Here is a 14,743-nt window from a genome sequence, read left to right as displayed (position 1 = left end):
CTCCTAGTGGGGAGCCCTCTTCTCCGTGCTTCTACGCCGCGCTACGTCGACGCGCCGTGAACGCTCCGGTCAGCAGGAGCACCAGCCCAAACAGCATCTGCGCGTAGACACCGTGTCCACCGGTCTTCGGAAGGGTGCCTCCCTTCGTGTTGGCGACCTTCATGGTCACCTGGACCTCGTTGCCAACCTTGGTCTGACCGAAGTGGGTCACCGGGAACGTCTCGATCTTGTCCGGGTCAGCCACTTCTCTGCCCGTGCGATCATCCTTCCCAGCAAGGAGGTAGAGCTTCGTTACCTCCTTATTTCCCTCTTTCGCCGTAGCGACGCGGAAGTACACCGGTTCGCTCAGCATGACATAACCATGGTCGGCTGGTTTCGTTTCCCGTAGCTCGTAGCGTCCGGTAGCGAGCTTGTCCCAATGGAACTCACCCTTGACGGCACCCGGAACCGTGATCGGTTTCTTTTCACCTGCGTTGTCCTTGTCCAGGCCAGTAAGTGCGAACTGGGCACCGTCAAGGCTGATGGTGTTGTCCATGGAATCAACCTTATTGAGCTTGAACTTGAACGGTTGATCGGCCGGCTTGGCTTGGTAGTACACGATGCAGTGGACTCCCGAAACTGGAACATTGGTCAGTGAGAAGTCATTCGTCAGACCATCGTCCGTCGTGTTCTTCGGGTGCTGGGCGGGGTTTCCCCCAGCGGGGAGGTTATTAACCTCCACCGGGGCACCCCTAGGGTCGAAGCACTGGGCGCGCTTACCGCCCTCAGCATCCATGCGGACCCAGCCTTCTGGAATCTTCGAGGGGTCCTCGCGGATTACGACCTTCGGATACGTAGTTTGCTTCTCAAGGGCAAACTCGGACATATAGTTGTCCCTGCGCCTGTTCCAGGCATTGGGAATCTTGTCTTCGGTCGTTACACGACCACTTGGGGGCGTCTCCTCAGAGTGGAACGACCATTGGCCAGACACCGTCTCCTCATTCGTCCCTCGAGTGTTTTCCGGCGTGGGAAGCGCATTCGGGTCCTCTCCTCCGTAGAACCGGCGCTCGACTGTGATTGCGCAGGAGTTGAGGGAGTTGATGATCGCTGTCTGCATGACCTCGCTGTCCTCAAACTGGGCGAAGTCGGCAGCGCGAAGATTGTCTTTACCACCCTGGTGTCCACTTCCACCAGAAATTGCCTTCAAGTTTTCGTCGGAAACAGCGAGCTGATCATCCCGGCTGGTGATCACGCCTCTCCAGTTGGACGGAATACCAACAGCCACGATGCGCGTGCCTTGAGCTTTCACCATGTTGGCTGCACCGATTGCACCCTCAACATCTCGAAACTCTGTTGCAGCACCATCCGGCGTCAGAAAACCTTCTCCGGCATCGGCATTGCCGAACGCGTCATCCTTTCGAACAGTTGGATTGCCGTCGGTGATCATGTACACGACGTCGTATTGGTTACTGGGATTCTGCTCGTTATATTGCGCTACCTGATATAGAGCTTCCTGCCAGTTAGTGGCCTGTCCCTCACGTTCGGTGGGAATAGCAAGCCCATCTACCCATTTCTTAATCGCGGCTTGACCGCTTTGCGTGCTCACACTGACCGGAGAACTGAGGTTGGATCCATTTCGTTTAGCGGGTGAGTTCTCAGCGAAGTTGAACAACCCGAGATTCGTATCAGTGCCCTGCAAACGAGAGGCCACGGAGTTGACTACACCCTTAATCGTTTTAAGACCTTGCGATCCCATACTTCCGGAAAGGTCAACGACTAGCGCTACATTCAACCCGCAGCGTTCGGGCATAGCCGGATTATCGCGCACCTGCTGGATAACGCCGAGGGAGCTTCGGTGGTTTGATCCGTTGCCTTGGACCTCGTACATGAATGCTGCTGAGTTGCCTATGCCCTGCCAGTCTGCACCGTAGCCAGTGTTGCGCGAGCGGGTGACGTTGACCCCTGAGTAGAACGTGGACCCTGGCGTTAAGTTTGGGGTGGCGTAGATGTAATGCATAGCCTGCCCGGTGCTCGTGAAAGAGTTACCCGAGCCACCGATTCTCACTAGTGGTTGCGCCGTGTAACCCGGCGAAGCTTTAGACATGCCAATCCAGTAGTAAGGCCGAACATCCCTACCTGTAGTAGGAATGTCGAAAACACATTCCCCGTTCGGATCAGCTGTGCACATTGCCCACGTTTCGTTAACCGGAACGAGACGATCACTACTAGTCATCTTAGAGTGTGCTTCCGAGTTTCCGAACTTCTCTGGGTCAAGAGGTTCGTAGAGCTGCAGCTGCGCCCCCTCGCCGGCAGTGAAGCCGTAGGTACTCGGAAGTCGTCCTGGCACACGCGTGGCACCGTTGCCGTTCTGCTCCCAGTATGCTGCGTTTCGGCCGGAGGGTCCGTAGATCTGGTCCCCACCAACCTGCACGACGACTCGCGCGTGGCCTGCCGGGACAGCCCCGTACTCCGGCGCCAGACGCGCTCCCGAATCAACGGCAAAAGCGGCACTGTTGAGGGTGAAAGCATCAGCAGTACCTGTGTAGAGCTCCCACGTATACCTTCCACCTGCAGGAGTTTCTTCCGGCAGGTGCACCATCAATGAGACTGTGAACGATTGGGGCAGGTCAATCCCGTGGGTGTCGACAGTGATCAGGTCACCAGTGACATCACTGGGAATGTCGACCTCGTAATCAATGCCGGCTTCCGCATAGGAATCCAGGTCCGGGAACTCGAAGACCTCAGCCTTGTCGTCAGTGAAAGGCACCCCGTTCACGGTGATGTCCTCAACCCACTGAGTGGGAACATCGTACTGGTTACGGACAAACGAAAGGCTGTCCAGGGAAACAGTCTGGTCGGGGCCCGGAAGGCCGGTGACTTCAATCTCCGAGCGCAACTCGAACTTCCGGGTGCCAGCCTCACTGGCTCCGACGTGTTTGAACGTGGTGTCGGCGCTTAGGGAGGATGCGTCGTTAAGCGTGCGCGCACCTTGAACTTGAGCAATCCTCCCGTCGGCCCGCTCCTGTAACCACGGAGTGTCGAGCGGGCTGGGTGACAGCTCGGCTTCGTCGTCGGGATGTGGTTGAGCATCAGCATTCGTCTCACCGGAAACTGGGGCGGGCACGGCATCCTGCTCAACCGCCCGGTCCTGGGCTTGCACCGGAGCCAGAGGCATGACAAAGGCAGCGGTAGCGACGACAACTGACAGCTTCACCGCCGTCTTTCGGCAAAGGTTCTTCAACTGCGCTTCTTCCTCTTTGACATGAACACTCCGAGACCGAGGAGGATCAGGCCCGCAATGATGCTGAGCACAACATTCGCGCCGGTCGATGCCCCTACGCCTCGCGGTAAGCGCGGTCCGTCTTCAAATGGTTCCTCAGGCGGCTGTCCCGGGGCTGGGCTCGATGAAGTTGTGGGGGTCTTGTTCGGCGGCGGTGCACCCGTGGTGGTTGTTGGCGGTGTGGTCGTTGTTGGCGGCACCACTGGAGGAGGAGTCGAGATGGGCGCCGGCTTCACGACGACAATGTTCTCGTGCTCGAACTCCTCCCCCATAGCGTCGGCCACCGGGAGCACGACCCAGCGCGGCGACGAGGTGAGATAGTTGTGCTCGGTATCCGGCCGGATCTCTTCGAGGAGGTACAGGCCGGGTTTGAGGTCCGTGAACGTCGCGACGCGATGAGCGTTCGTTTTCTCCCTCGCGACCTCGTAACGGTTGATCGCATCCCATTCTTCTTGGGAGCGGACGCGGCTGGCTTCTTTGCGCCCCTCATCCGTGGTCACGTCAAAGTCAGGCGCCAAATACAGCACGAATGTGATGCCAGAGAGATCGCCTGGAGGGAGTGCTCCGGGGATTGGATCATCGAAAGGGTTGAACCCTTTCTTGCGCACTTCAAGCGTCATCCGTTCATCGGCGCTGACCTGCGATCCGTTCAGAGTCCGATCGTTGCCCGTCACAGGTCGAATCTGCGCCTCCGCGACCCCGCTGGACATCGCGCCCAGCACGATCATCACGGCGGCGCCGAGCGCCACCCCTCTAGACTTCATCGTCCGACTCACCTTCGACGTCAGTTTCAGCATTTGCAGCCTGCTTTTGCTTACGCAGCCACCAGATGATTCCGATCAGTGCTGCGGCCGCGATCGCGAGGATGAGCCACATCCACCACTGCATGAGCTTGGTCGACTTGTCGAACACATTCTCTTCCGACGGATCCATCGGTACTCGGTGTGCATGCACGAGCAGCCGGTGCGTGTTGACGCCGTACGGGGTACAGGTGATCAGCGTCACCAGATCCTCCCCGTCGCGCGCTTTCAAACTGTCGGTTTCGTCCGGCAGAACAACTTCGATGTCGTGGACCTCATACTTCATCGCGCGTCCGAAGGTGTTGATGTAGATCGCGTCGCCTTCCTTGACGTCGATGAGGTTGTCCCAGAGCGTCGCGTTGGTCAGGCCGGTGTGGCCCGTCAGCACGGTGTGGTTGCCTTCCCCGCCGATTGGAAGCGCGGAGCCGAAAAGGTGGCCGATGCCCTTTTGCAGCACCTCTTCAGAACTGCCGTGATACACCGGCAGGTTAGAGTCAATCGCCGGGATAGCGACCTGGGACATGGCCGGGTAACCGCTGAGTTCCTTCAGATAGTCCTGGTACTCGACGTTGTCTTTGGAAATGCGCGCGAGCCACGGGTCGAGGATTGGCCCGTCGGTGTGCGTCTCATTGTAGTAGCGGGCGGATTCGAGGGCGCGCTCCATGGCACCCGGGTCCTCCTGTTCACCGTCCTGAATGTCGCTTTGGTACTCATCGACGGCGCGCTGCTGCAGCCAGTTGTTCCATTGCGTGGCGAACACCGGGTATACAAGCACGGCAAGCCCCAGCAACATGATCAGCAGCGGCATGAGAACACGGCGTGATCCAGCCGGCTTGGCTGCGCCTTCCTGGCCCTTATCGACTGGCACCAGCGTTGACATCGACTCTCCTTGAAAAATGGGTGGGGATACTTTGTTTTCGCTTATCGACGCCTCCCCACGTGGGTGCGCCCACCCCCGCCCGACCGCTCAAAGTCCGGCGGGGGCAACAGGTTTCTCAGTGATCCCTGTTGGGGTTGAATTACCTAGCACTTAGGCAGTCTTGCGGCGTGCGGCGTAAGCACCGCCACCCAGAAGTGCCAGACCAGCCAGGATCAGGGCGATGACACCCATGCCACCGGTGCTCGGCAGCTGCGGGATGCCACGCTTGACGTTCTCAACAGTCGCCGACTTGTTGAAGACGTACGTGGTTCCGCCGTCAGTCTCACTCGTTGCGGCACCCTTAACCTCAGAAACAGCGAGTTTGAGCTCAATCGGCTTCACCAACTTGGTGTAACCGGACGGAGCCTCAGTCTCCTTCAGGCAGTAGGTGTCGGTGATGGTCTCAGTGTTGTTCTGCAGATCGGTGACGTGCAGAGAATTGATCACGAACTTGCCCTGAGCATCGGTGACCAATTCACCAGTGTTCACCTTGTTGCCGTCGTTAAGGTCAGCGGCCGCGCATGTGGCGTTCTCGCCAGAGAGCTTGTGCAGCTCGAACTTGGCGCCCTCGAGCTTCTCCTGGTTCTCACCGGTCTTGACGATCTGAACTGCGCCGAAGTAGCTCTTGGTCTTGGACGGCGGAGTGTCGAACGGCTCGTCCTCGTTCTCGCTGCCACCCGTCGGCCTCGTAGTACCGCCAGTGTCGGCGCTGTTGATGACCTCGCCGTCCTTCAAGCCCTTGCCGTCTGCGTTCTGTGCCGCGGTCTTGGAGATCTTACCGCTGAGCACAACCTCAACCTTCGCGCCCGGGTTGTTCTTGATCGTAGCCAGGCCTTCTCCGGTGAAGTTGACAACGATCTTGGTGTCGGCGTCCGGAGTATTACCCTGTTCATCAGCAGCGTTGATGCGGGCCTTCTCTGCGTCAGTCATAGGCGCAGCAGCTGCGGACCAGCCGCCATTCAGCGGCGTGCCGTCAACACGCACCTCGGTGACGTCGAGCGAGTCGAACTCATCGGCCTTGTGGTAGTCACGCACGCTGAAGGAGGTCACCTCACGCCCTGCCGGAGGGGTCGGTGCGGTCGCGTTAATGGTGTAGGTCACCGCGTGGTCGCCGTCAACCGGGTGCTGGTTCGCATCGACAACCGTCTTCTCGGTCTTCGTGGTGGTGTTCTTTGGGTAGGCGTGGACAGTCTTGTTCCACGTCTTATTGGTTGCATCCGGCATCGGGGCGAAAACGATGAACGGAGCCGAGTTGATGTAACCAGCCGGAGTCTTCGTCTCGGTGATCAGGTACGCACCTGCAGGAAGATTCTCGAAAGCCACGTTACCGCCCTGAGTCGCCACTGCATTTTGGTAGCCATCAACAGGCTCGGTGCCGTATTTGTTCAGCTCGGTACGATTCACGCCGTCCTTAGTGGTCTGCAGCTTAACAGCGTTAGCGAAGCCCTCATCAGTGGTCATGTCGATCTTGACACGCTCGATCTTGAATTCAGCACCATCAAGCGGATCGCCCGGGGCATTGGAAGCAGAACCGTCTGCATTCGGGGTACCGGTTTCGGTACCGGCACGCTTGTGGACGATGATCGTATTGTCTGTCTTCGGCTGACCGTTCTCATCCTTAAGATCGGACAGCTGCTGCGCCTGCGCGACCGGCGCAAAAACTGCCCCGGCCGAGCCGGAGAATGCCAAGCCTGCCGCAAGGGCGATCGCGGCGGTCTTCTTGGTGAAGGTGTTTGCCATGTGTGTCTGCCTTTCAGAGACGTTAGTTGTGTGCCGCCCAGCAGGCTTGCCGGCGGCAGGCGGTGCCAGGAGTTTCATTGGGCTTAGTCGAGAAAAGGTCCCGGCCAGACCCAAATGTGGGATGGTTCCTAGCGCCCTTGCGGGCATGTGCTCCTGTGAAGAATACTTTTGAGAGACAATGCAGTTGACAGCTATCTCCCCGGACTCTCCGAGCAAACACACATATTAAACCCATTACTTAACGCGTCAACTTTGAAGGGTCAACTAACCCGTTTGGACGTAGTCGGGTCCCTCTTTTGGGGTTAGCCGGTGAGAGTGGCTATCAGCGACTGCACTTAACAGCCACACGAATGGGGCGCGCTACGATGGTGGACGTAAAACCGATCAAGCACCACCAAGGAGCAACCATGGCTGAAGTGACCATCGAGATCCCGAAGGGTTCCCGCAATAAGTACGAGGTCGACCACGAGACTGGCAAGGTCTTCCTTGACCGGTATCTGTTCACGTCCATGGGCTACCCGCTGGACTACGGCTTCATCGACCACACCCTGGGTGATGACGGTGACCCGTTGGATGCCCTCGTAATCACTCCGGAGCCGGTTTTCCCGGGTGTCATTGTCAAGGCTCGCCCGCTCGGCGTGTTCAAGATGACCGATGAGGCTGGCGGCGACGACAAGTTGCTCTGCGTGCTTGACGACGTCCGCTACGACAACTACCAGGACATCAACGACGTTTCCGACTTCCTGAAGGACGAGATCGAGCACTTCTTCGTCCACTACAAGGACTTGGAGCCCAACAAGGACGTCACCGGTTCCGGCTGGGGCGACAAGGCTGAGGCGGAGAAGATCCTCGAGGCAGCCATCGCCAACTACAAGGGTTAAACCTAAGGGCCTAAAGCCGAGAAGGGGCTCAGCCGCAGTGGCTGAGCCCCTCTTCTCATCAAGCGCTAGGCGCGAGCTCTACGCCCGGAGTAGAACCCGGCAGATCCCATCATCACCGCGACTAGCACAGCGACCATCGCTTGAGCAGCGTCATTGGAACCGGTCTGCGCGTTGACACCGCGGTCGGTGGTGGGCTTGTCATCTTCGCCCACAACGCGAACGCCCGCTGTTTCCGCAGCCAGCGGGTCAGTGGCCTCGCCCGGGTAATTGGGATCTTCCATTTTTTCGAAGTGTTCCTGGGCTCGCTTTGCCTGCTCAAGAACCTCGTCGGCATTAGCGTTGAGCACTCGCTCAGAAGCTTTACGCTCCGCTGATGTCGGCTCTTCATTCACGCGCTTGGCATCGAGAAGGTAAGTGGACCCGTCCTTGTTCAAGTGCCACTCTTCACCGTCGAGCTCGAGTGTCAGGGGCAGAAGGCCAAGAGTATCGGTGACTGAACGGGACTCTTCGGCCACGGCACCCTGGCCGACGGCGAGTGCCAGTGCGCCTGCCACTAGAAAGGGAGCGATAGCGGAGCGGATGGTGGTGCGACGCATAGTTCCTCCAGCTTCTAATCAATTTCTCAGCTACCACATTAACCCCTAATGCCCCCGTGCGCACTATGCGCGCACATTTTCTCCGGTCACAACCTCTTGAAGTTGCCACCCCACCACCGCATTACGCGTTGATTGCTGGAACGGATTGTTTGGTTGCACACAGGAGATAGTCAACAGTCGTCCCGGCATTGGCGCGTCGCCCCAGATCTCTGCAGTTTGAGACAGCCCTTCTTTCTCCGGGCTGTGGAGGTCGGTCGCCTGGTATTTCAACCATTTGTCACCCGATTCCTCGGTACGCAGATATAGCGCGTCGCCGGGAGCGACGGTGTGACGGTCGGCTCGCACGTCATAGAGTGCGTCGAAGACCGCGGGCACGCCGGCCGCCGCGTGTCCGGCGATGACCACAATGTCATCGGCGTTCGTGCCCGGCAGCGAGTAGGGTTTGTCCTCCGCAGTGAACGCACAGGCTTCGGTGAGGGATGCAGGATCGATGGCCCCATCCATGAATCGACAATCGGCTTCCTCAAAATTGGCGTTCAAACCGATGGAGGGAATGGTCATCTCAACAGGTCGCGACACCGGGATATCCTCACCCGCGACCTGGTTTTCCTGAACCACGGACGGTATTTGCGACTGCTCTTGCCACGCTTCCATCTCCCGGTCGTGCTCGCTCGGCACGCAAGCGCGGATGAACGCAACGACAAGGAAGAGGAGGATGAGCACGGCCCCCCAGCGCCGCATTTTGTACACCCACATCGGCTTCGGCGGGTACTTGCGCGGGGGTGGAGCGGGCCGCGGCTGCACCGGCTTGCGCCGGCGGTCGTCGTTACGCTGCCCAGTCATACAGGGAACTTTACATCTACACTGGGCGCATGCAGTCAGTTCAGGTCACCGATGTCCCCAACGACGCACAGCTTATCGACGTCCGCGAGCCCGACGAATTCGCCGACACCCACGCCGCCGGCGCCGTCAACCTGCCCCTGTCCAACTTCGCCGTGCTGGCGCAGCAGATCGACACGACCGAGCCCGTCTACGTAATCTGCCGGTCCGGCGGCCGTTCCGTTGAGGCGTCCCAGTACCTCGAGGAGATCTTCGGCGCGGATGTCTACAACGTCCTCGGCGGCACACAGGCATGGGTCAACGCTGGCCTGCCCACCGAGTAGCCCCTCCCATCCTCGGTTAGCTAGTTCCAGACGACTAGAACGTCGGTTTCTGTGCCGAATAACGAACAATCTAGTCACTTGCATCTAGCTAAGCGCCGCCCCGGCGTGCAGCTCCCCGTTAGTCCCCCACTTCAACGATGGGCGTACCCCACGGATGCTAGATTGGGTACATGCCCGAATCGCTCGACCTTCCTGACGCTCTGCTGCAGTCGCCGTCTTTCCAAATCGAACGCATCCGCCGCGCGACTAAAGACACGGTGGAGACCGAGCTGACCAAGCGCGGCACGACCATGCGCGAGTTTTGGGTTCTCACCTGCACGATGACGCACGCTGCCAGCCAGACGCAGCTGTCGGAACTTCTCGCGATCGACGCTTCCGACATGGTCCGCCTGATCGATTCGTTGGAAACGCACGGTTGGGTCGCCCGCGAGCGCGACGCCAAGGATCGTCGCCGTCAGATCATCATCCCCACGAAGAAGGGGCGCAAGATCCAGACCGATCTCGCATCACTAGTGGCTTCCGCGGAAGAGCGCGCGCTTGACGACGCTTCCAACAAGCAGCTCAAACACCTCCGCAAACTCACCAAAGCCATTCTCAATGGGCACGATGCTCCTGTGCCCGCTGGAGCAGGTGCCACGACTGAATAGGCCGCTACTCAGGAAGCCGCTACTCGCCTCGGAACTCAGGGGTGCGCTTCTCGGCCACAGCCTGAGCGGCTTCGCGGATATCTGCCGAATCCCAGGGGGCTTGGCGGGCGGACTCCAACTCGTCCTCACTGAACGGCTCGCCTGACGCGTGCGCGAACTCCATCTTCACGTTCCGCAACGTCAGCGGCGCCTTGCCCGCGCATAGCTCTGCAAGAGCGACGGCGAACTCGGCGGAATCATGGGCCTCGCTCCCCACGCCCGGGAGCTCAAGCCGCGGGAACATCGACGGCCGCACAGCGAAACCTGTGGCCTCCGCGTCGGCGGCGGACATACTCGCGCCGGCGAGCAGCATCGCCCGCGCCCATGATCCGCCCATCTGAAGTTCAAAGGACTTCACCAGGACGTCGTTGACGCCGATCGCCATGTCGGCCACCGGGACCATGAACCGCGCGGTCGGAGACACGACCCGCAGGTCACACACGGCGGCGAGCATCGCCCCCGCCCCGATCGCGGGGCCATTCACGTAGGCGATGACGGGAACGGGTGCGCGGCGGATCGACATGAAGAGCGACTCCATCGGGGGGTAGAACTCGCCAACATCCCCGCCGCTCAGATCCGCGCCGGAGCAGAAGGCGGAGCCGGCGCCGGTGATGAGGATGGCGCGGGCGTCGATAAGCGAATCGTTCAGCGCGCGCTCGAGTAAGGTGCAGACTTCCGTATTGAGCGCGTTGCGTTTTTCGTCGCGGTCAATGGTGAGTTGCGCGACGCGCGGTGCCGGGCGGGAGACGCTAATAGTCACACCTTGAGACTAAAGCCCCCGGCCCGTCCGCACAATGGGAAATTAGTCCCCGATCTGGTCGCGGCCGCGCTTGACGATCAACGGGTCCGGTTCGCCCACAACATCGTGATCCTTGTTCGTGTACTCAAACTTGGACAGGATGTAGCGCATCGCGTTGATGCGGGCGCGCTTCTTGTCGTTGGACTTGATGGTGATCCAGGGGGACTCGTCAGTGTCCGTGTAGCGGAACTGCTCTTCCTTGGCGCGGGTGTAATCGTCCCACTTATCCAGGGAGGCGAGGTCCATCGGCGACAGCTTCCACTGGCGCACCGGATCGACCTGGCGGATGGCGAAGCGGGTGCGCTGCTCCTTCTTCGTCACCGAGAACCAGAACTTGGTCAGGGAAATGCCGGAGCCGAGGATCATGTTCTCCAGCATCGGCACCTCGCGCAGGAACTCGGCGTGCTGCGACTCGGTGCAGAAGCCCATGACGCGCTCAACGCCGGAGCGGTTGTACCAGGAGCGGTCGAAGAAGACGATCTCGCCGCCAGCCGGGAAGTGCTGGATGTAGCGCTGGAAGTACCAAGAGGTGGACTCGCGCGGGCTCGGCTTCTCCAGGGCGACAGTGCGCGCACCACGCGGGTTGAGGTGCTCATTGAAGCGCTTGATGGTGCCGCCCTTACCGGCTGCGTCGCGGCCCTCGAAGATGATGATGTGACGCTGGCCGGTATCTTTCGTCCAGTTCTGCCACTTCAGCAACTCAATCTGCAGAGCGCGCTTGACCTTCTCGTACTCGTCCCGGCTCATGCGCTCGTCGTACGGGTAGTTCTCACGCCAGGTCTCAATCGGGGTACCGTCCGCCTTAAGGAGCACCGGGTCATCTTCGTCAGAATCGTCGACGTAGTAACCCTCGGTCTCCGTCAGGTCGATCATGGGCATGTCATCATCGTTTGCCATGCGGTCGAGTGTAGTCGCGCACGGGCAGGAGCGCTCGGCATGCATTTCGCTTATCGACGCCCCCATCTCATTCCCACCGAACCACAAACACTGGGGAAACCTTGGGGATCTATCACCGTACGCTTGTTGACGCATCCATAGTTTTACATGCATGGGTCAGGGTCTGTTGATACGTCTATTAGTTTGACTGCATGAATAGCGCGAATCGATTAGGTACGAAATGCAAAAACCCTGCCGCTGAAGCGACAGGGTTAGTGAATCCCGCCCAAGCGGGAAGGAAGCTACTACGGGAGCAGCTTGAGGAGCTTCTCAGCACCCTCAGCAGCCTTGACGAGCGGCTCCATGAACTTGAAGATCGGCTCCCAGATCTTGCCGAGACCATCTGCGAACTGGGAAGAACCTGCGAAGAATTCCATTGTTTTTCTCCTGTGATGTGTTAGGGCTGGTGGGTGAAATTAGTTGTTAGAAGACAGGGAAGACAGCGGCTCGAAAGCGCCCTTCAGCTTCTCAGCGTCGTTAGCGAAGAGGTCAGCGATGTCCTGAATCGGGTTGCCGCCGAAGAAGTCGGTCAGGCCGCTGATGACCTTGTCCCAGCCCTTCCAGGTGTCCTGGAAGTTGGACAGGTGGGTGATGATTTCCTTCACGTCCATGTGAAAATCTCCTTGAGTTCACCGGCTGACGCCGGATGAGGTTTCTGGTGTTCAGACACCCCGGTCGGGCGTCACAAGAGCAATATTGCCATAGATCTCACAGCCGTCAACACATGCAATTCATTGCCATGACCAGCACATTATTCCTTAAGCTCGCCTTAAAACATTAACGGTTGGTTAAGTGATGGCGGTTATGTCAAACTACCTGCATATTTTGACGGTCAAAAATTTACTTTTAAGCGAACAACCCCTCAGTCTGTAACGCGTTTTGCAAGGCGTTCGATATGCCGAATTCAGCAGGAAAATTCTTTTCCTGAAAGTTTGGACACCCCTATTCCGGGGGTGCCTCACAGCTTTACTCCAGCCACACTGGCCCGGCGCCGAACTGGAGCTCACAGCGCAGCGTTGCCGAAACGAGACCTAAGAAACCTGCTGGTTGCACGCAAAATCCCCACCGTCCAGGCTTGCGCCTAGGGGTGGGGATTCAAAGGGACGCGGGAGGGTGCGTCGATAAGCGAGAAAGCGTGCCTACATCATGCCGCCCATGGCCTCCGGGTCCATTGCGGGAGCTGCGGGCTCCGGCATCTGCGCGACGACAGCCTCTGTGGTGAGGAAGAGGCCAGCGATGGACGCGGCGTTCTGCAGCGCGGAACGGGTTACCTTCGCAGGGTCAGCGATACCGTTAGCCAGCATGTTGACGTACTCGCCGGTGGCGGCGTTCAGGCCCTCACCAGCGGGGAGGTTAGCAACCTTGTCAGCGACAACGCCCGGCTCGAGGCCAGCATTGAGCGCGATCTGCTTCAGCGGGGCGGAGAGGGCTTCGCGGACGATCTTGACGCCGGTAGCCTCGTCACCCTCGAGGCCGAGGTCGCCCTCGAGCTCCTTGGATGCCTGCAGCAGGGCCACGCCACCGCCAGCGACGATGCCCTCCTCGACAGCAGCCTTGGCGTTGCGGACAGCGTCCTCGATGCGCAGCTTGCGCTCCTTGAGCTCGACCTCGGTGGCAGCACCCACCTTGATCACAGCGACACCGCCGGCGAGCTTAGCCAGGCGCTCCTGGAGCTTCTCGCGGTCGTAGTCGGAGTCGGAGTTGTCGATCTCAGCGCGGATCTGCTTCACGCGGCCCTCGATCTGAGCCTGGTCGCCAGCGCCCTGGACGATGGTGGTGTCGTCCTTGGTCACAACGACCTTGCGTGCCTGGCCGAGCAGGGAGATGTCAGCGGTGTCCAGCGACAGGCCAACCTCCTCGGAGATGACCTGGCCGCCAGTGAGGATGGCGATGTCCTGCAGCATTGCTTTACGACGGTCGCCGAAGCCCGGCGCCTTCACAGCCACCGACTTGAACGTGCCGCGGATCTTGTTGACCACGAGGGTGGACAGAGCCTCGCCCTCTACATCCTCAGCGATGATCAGCAGCGGCTTGCCGGACTGCATGACCTGCTCCAGAACCTGCAGAAGCTCCTTGACGTTGGAGATCTTGCCGGACACCAGGAGGATGTACGGGTCCTCCAGGACAGCCTCGCCGCGCTCCATGTCAGTGGCGAAGTAGGCGGAGATGTAGCCCTTGTCAAAGCGCATACCTTCGGTGACCTCGAGGTCCACGCCGAACGTGTTGGACTCCTCGACGGTGATGACAGACTCCTTGTTCACGGAGCCGTTGCCGACGGCGTACATCGCCTGGGCGATCTTCTTGCCGATCTCCGGGTCAGACGCGGAAATGCCGGCGGTGTTAGCGATCTCCTCCTCGGTCTCGACCTCCTTGGCGGAGTCGAGCAGGACGGTGGAGACCTTCTCGGCCGCAGCCTGGATGCCGCGCTTGATGCCCATCGGGTTGGAGCCGGCAGCGACGTTGCGCAGGCCCTCACGGACCAGTGCCTGAGCCAGCACGGTTGCGGTGGTGGTGCCGTCGCCAGCGACGTCATCAGTCTTCTTGGCGACTTCCTTGACCAGCTCAGCACCGATCTTCTCGTACGGATCCTCGAGCTCGATGTCCTTCGCAATGGTCACGCCGTCATTCGTAATCGCCGGCGCGCCCCAGGACTTCTCCAGGACAACGTTGCGGCCCTTTGGGCCCAGCGTCACCTTCACAGCGTCAGCCAGGGTGTTCAGACCCTGCTCGAGGCTGCGACGTGCTTCCTCATCGAATGCGATCATCTTTGCCATGTGAGTTTGTTGCTCCTCTTTTTAAGGTGGCTGTTTTTTGCTTTACGACGCCACTCTCACGCCTCAAAGTCCCAACCCGGCGCCCGCGACGGCACGGCTGGCGAGTGCTGCTCGGGCGCGTTGTCTTTAGCCCTCGCAGACCAGCCTCATCCCGGTCAGGATTGACGTTCTTAGCACTCACTTGGCGGGA

General features: G+C 59.6%; 14 protein-coding genes. 3 read left to right on the top strand and 11 right to left on the bottom strand.

The window, feature by feature from the left end:
- Positions 1-31: 31 nt before the first annotated feature.
- From KBX17_RS06205 to KBX17_RS06190, 4 genes are all read right to left on the bottom strand, one after another.
- Positions 32-3,193: a VWA domain-containing protein gene (locus KBX17_RS06205; RefSeq protein ID WP_256018947.1), complete on the bottom strand. Its 3,162-nt coding sequence runs from the start codon at positions 3,191-3,193 to the stop codon at positions 32-34.
- A gap of 23 nt (positions 3,194-3,216) precedes the next feature.
- Positions 3,217-4,023, bottom strand: a complete 807-nt coding sequence (locus tag KBX17_RS06200) for an LPXTG cell wall anchor domain-containing protein (RefSeq protein WP_256018946.1) — start codon at positions 4,021-4,023, stop codon at positions 3,217-3,219.
- The gene (locus tag KBX17_RS06195; RefSeq protein WP_005288498.1) at positions 4,013-4,939 is read right to left on the bottom strand and encodes a class C sortase; all 927 of its coding nucleotides are present in this window, start codon (positions 4,937-4,939) and stop codon (positions 4,013-4,015) included. The genes KBX17_RS06200 and KBX17_RS06195 overlap by 11 nt, the downstream gene beginning before the upstream one ends.
- Before the next feature lie 150 nt (positions 4,940-5,089).
- On the bottom strand, positions 5,090-6,718 hold the full coding sequence (locus KBX17_RS06190; protein ID WP_255998446.1) for a SpaH/EbpB family LPXTG-anchored major pilin: 1,629 nt from the start codon (positions 6,716-6,718) through the stop codon (positions 5,090-5,092).
- Positions 6,719-7,125: 407 nt separating this feature from the next.
- Here KBX17_RS06190 and KBX17_RS06185 point away from each other — a divergent pair, with 407 nt between their 5' ends.
- Entirely contained in the window at positions 7,126-7,599 is a 474-nt protein-coding gene (locus KBX17_RS06185) for an inorganic diphosphatase (RefSeq protein ID WP_040423486.1), read from the top strand.
- A 65-nt stretch (positions 7,600-7,664) separates the two neighbouring features.
- Here the strand turns inward: KBX17_RS06185 and KBX17_RS06180 are convergent, their stop codons facing one another.
- Both KBX17_RS06180 and KBX17_RS06175 read right to left on the bottom strand, forming a co-directional pair.
- Positions 7,665-8,195 carry a hypothetical protein gene (locus KBX17_RS06180; RefSeq protein ID WP_256018944.1) on the bottom strand — a complete coding sequence of 177 codons (531 nt, stop codon included), beginning with the start codon at positions 8,193-8,195 and terminating at the stop codon, positions 7,665-7,667.
- A 63-nt stretch (positions 8,196-8,258) separates the two neighbouring features.
- Positions 8,259-9,038, bottom strand: coding sequence for a hypothetical protein (locus tag KBX17_RS06175; protein WP_256018943.1), 780 nt, complete (start codon positions 9,036-9,038; stop codon positions 8,259-8,261).
- Between the two features lie 29 nt (positions 9,039-9,067).
- Between KBX17_RS06175 and KBX17_RS06170 the strand changes: the two genes are divergently transcribed.
- Together KBX17_RS06170 and KBX17_RS06165 are read left to right on the top strand one after the other, a co-directional pair.
- Entirely contained in the window at positions 9,068-9,358 is a 291-nt protein-coding gene (locus KBX17_RS06170) for a rhodanese-like domain-containing protein (RefSeq protein WP_005288488.1), read from the top strand.
- 170 nt (positions 9,359-9,528) lie between these two features.
- Entirely contained in the window at positions 9,529-10,005 is a 477-nt protein-coding gene (locus tag KBX17_RS06165; RefSeq protein WP_255998453.1) for a MarR family winged helix-turn-helix transcriptional regulator, read from the top strand.
- Between the two features lie 19 nt (positions 10,006-10,024).
- Here KBX17_RS06165 and KBX17_RS06160 read toward each other — a convergent pair whose 3' ends face one another.
- The 5 genes from KBX17_RS06160 to groL form a co-directional block, all read right to left on the bottom strand.
- Positions 10,025-10,804: an enoyl-CoA hydratase-related protein gene (locus KBX17_RS06160; protein ID WP_255998455.1), complete on the bottom strand. Its 780-nt coding sequence runs from the start codon at positions 10,802-10,804 to the stop codon at positions 10,025-10,027.
- Between the two features lie 42 nt (positions 10,805-10,846).
- Positions 10,847-11,740, bottom strand: a complete 894-nt coding sequence (ppk2, locus tag KBX17_RS06155; protein WP_040424180.1) for a polyphosphate kinase 2 — start codon at positions 11,738-11,740, stop codon at positions 10,847-10,849.
- Between the two features lie 284 nt (positions 11,741-12,024).
- A complete protein-coding gene (locus KBX17_RS06150) occupies positions 12,025-12,156 on the bottom strand; it encodes a hypothetical protein (protein WP_256004291.1) in 132 nt (43 codons plus the stop codon).
- Between the two features lie 39 nt (positions 12,157-12,195).
- Positions 12,196-12,390: a hypothetical protein gene (locus tag KBX17_RS06145; RefSeq protein ID WP_005288449.1), complete on the bottom strand. Its 195-nt coding sequence runs from the start codon at positions 12,388-12,390 to the stop codon at positions 12,196-12,198.
- 528 nt (positions 12,391-12,918) lie between these two features.
- The gene (gene groL / locus KBX17_RS06140; RefSeq protein WP_005288447.1) at positions 12,919-14,553 is read right to left on the bottom strand and encodes a chaperonin GroEL; all 1,635 of its coding nucleotides are present in this window, start codon (positions 14,551-14,553) and stop codon (positions 12,919-12,921) included.
- Positions 14,554-14,743: the final 190 nt, after the last annotated feature.

The sequence above is a fragment of the Corynebacterium sp. CCUG 65737 genome, from assembly GCF_024454115.1.
Classification (GTDB): Bacteria; Actinomycetota; Actinomycetes; order Mycobacteriales; family Mycobacteriaceae; genus Corynebacterium; species Corynebacterium genitalium.
This window is presented reverse-complemented; position numbering and strand designations above follow the sequence as displayed.

Coding starts and splice junctions, on each gene's coding strand:
- KBX17_RS06145 (WP_005288449.1), bottom strand. CDS start 12,390: ATGGACGTGAAGGAAATCATCACCCACCTGTCCAACTTCCAGGACACC.
- KBX17_RS06190 (WP_255998446.1), bottom strand. CDS start 6,718: ATGGCAAACACCTTCACCAAGAAGACCGCCGCGATCGCCCTTGCGGCA.
- KBX17_RS06195 (WP_005288498.1), bottom strand. CDS start 4,939: ATGTCAACGCTGGTGCCAGTCGATAAGGGCCAGGAAGGCGCAGCCAAG.
- KBX17_RS06200 (WP_256018946.1), bottom strand. CDS start 4,023: ATGAAGTCTAGAGGGGTGGCGCTCGGCGCCGCCGTGATGATCGTGCTG.
- groL (WP_005288447.1), bottom strand. CDS start 14,553: ATGGCAAAGATGATCGCATTCGATGAGGAAGCACGTCGCAGCCTCGAG.
- ppk2 (WP_040424180.1), bottom strand. CDS start 11,740: ATGGCAAACGATGATGACATGCCCATGATCGACCTGACGGAGACCGAG.
- KBX17_RS06180 (WP_256018944.1), bottom strand. CDS start 8,195: ATGCGTCGCACCACCATCCGCTCCGCTATCGCTCCCTTTCTAGTGGCA.
- KBX17_RS06175 (WP_256018943.1), bottom strand. CDS start 9,038: ATGACTGGGCAGCGTAACGACGACCGCCGGCGCAAGCCGGTGCAGCCG.
- KBX17_RS06150 (WP_256004291.1), bottom strand. CDS start 12,156: ATGGAATTCTTCGCAGGTTCTTCCCAGTTCGCAGATGGTCTCGGCAAG.
- KBX17_RS06170 (WP_005288488.1), top strand. CDS start 9,068: ATGCAGTCAGTTCAGGTCACCGATGTCCCCAACGACGCACAGCTTATC.
- KBX17_RS06185 (WP_040423486.1), top strand. CDS start 7,126: ATGGCTGAAGTGACCATCGAGATCCCGAAGGGTTCCCGCAATAAGTAC.
- KBX17_RS06165 (WP_255998453.1), top strand. CDS start 9,529: ATGCCCGAATCGCTCGACCTTCCTGACGCTCTGCTGCAGTCGCCGTCT.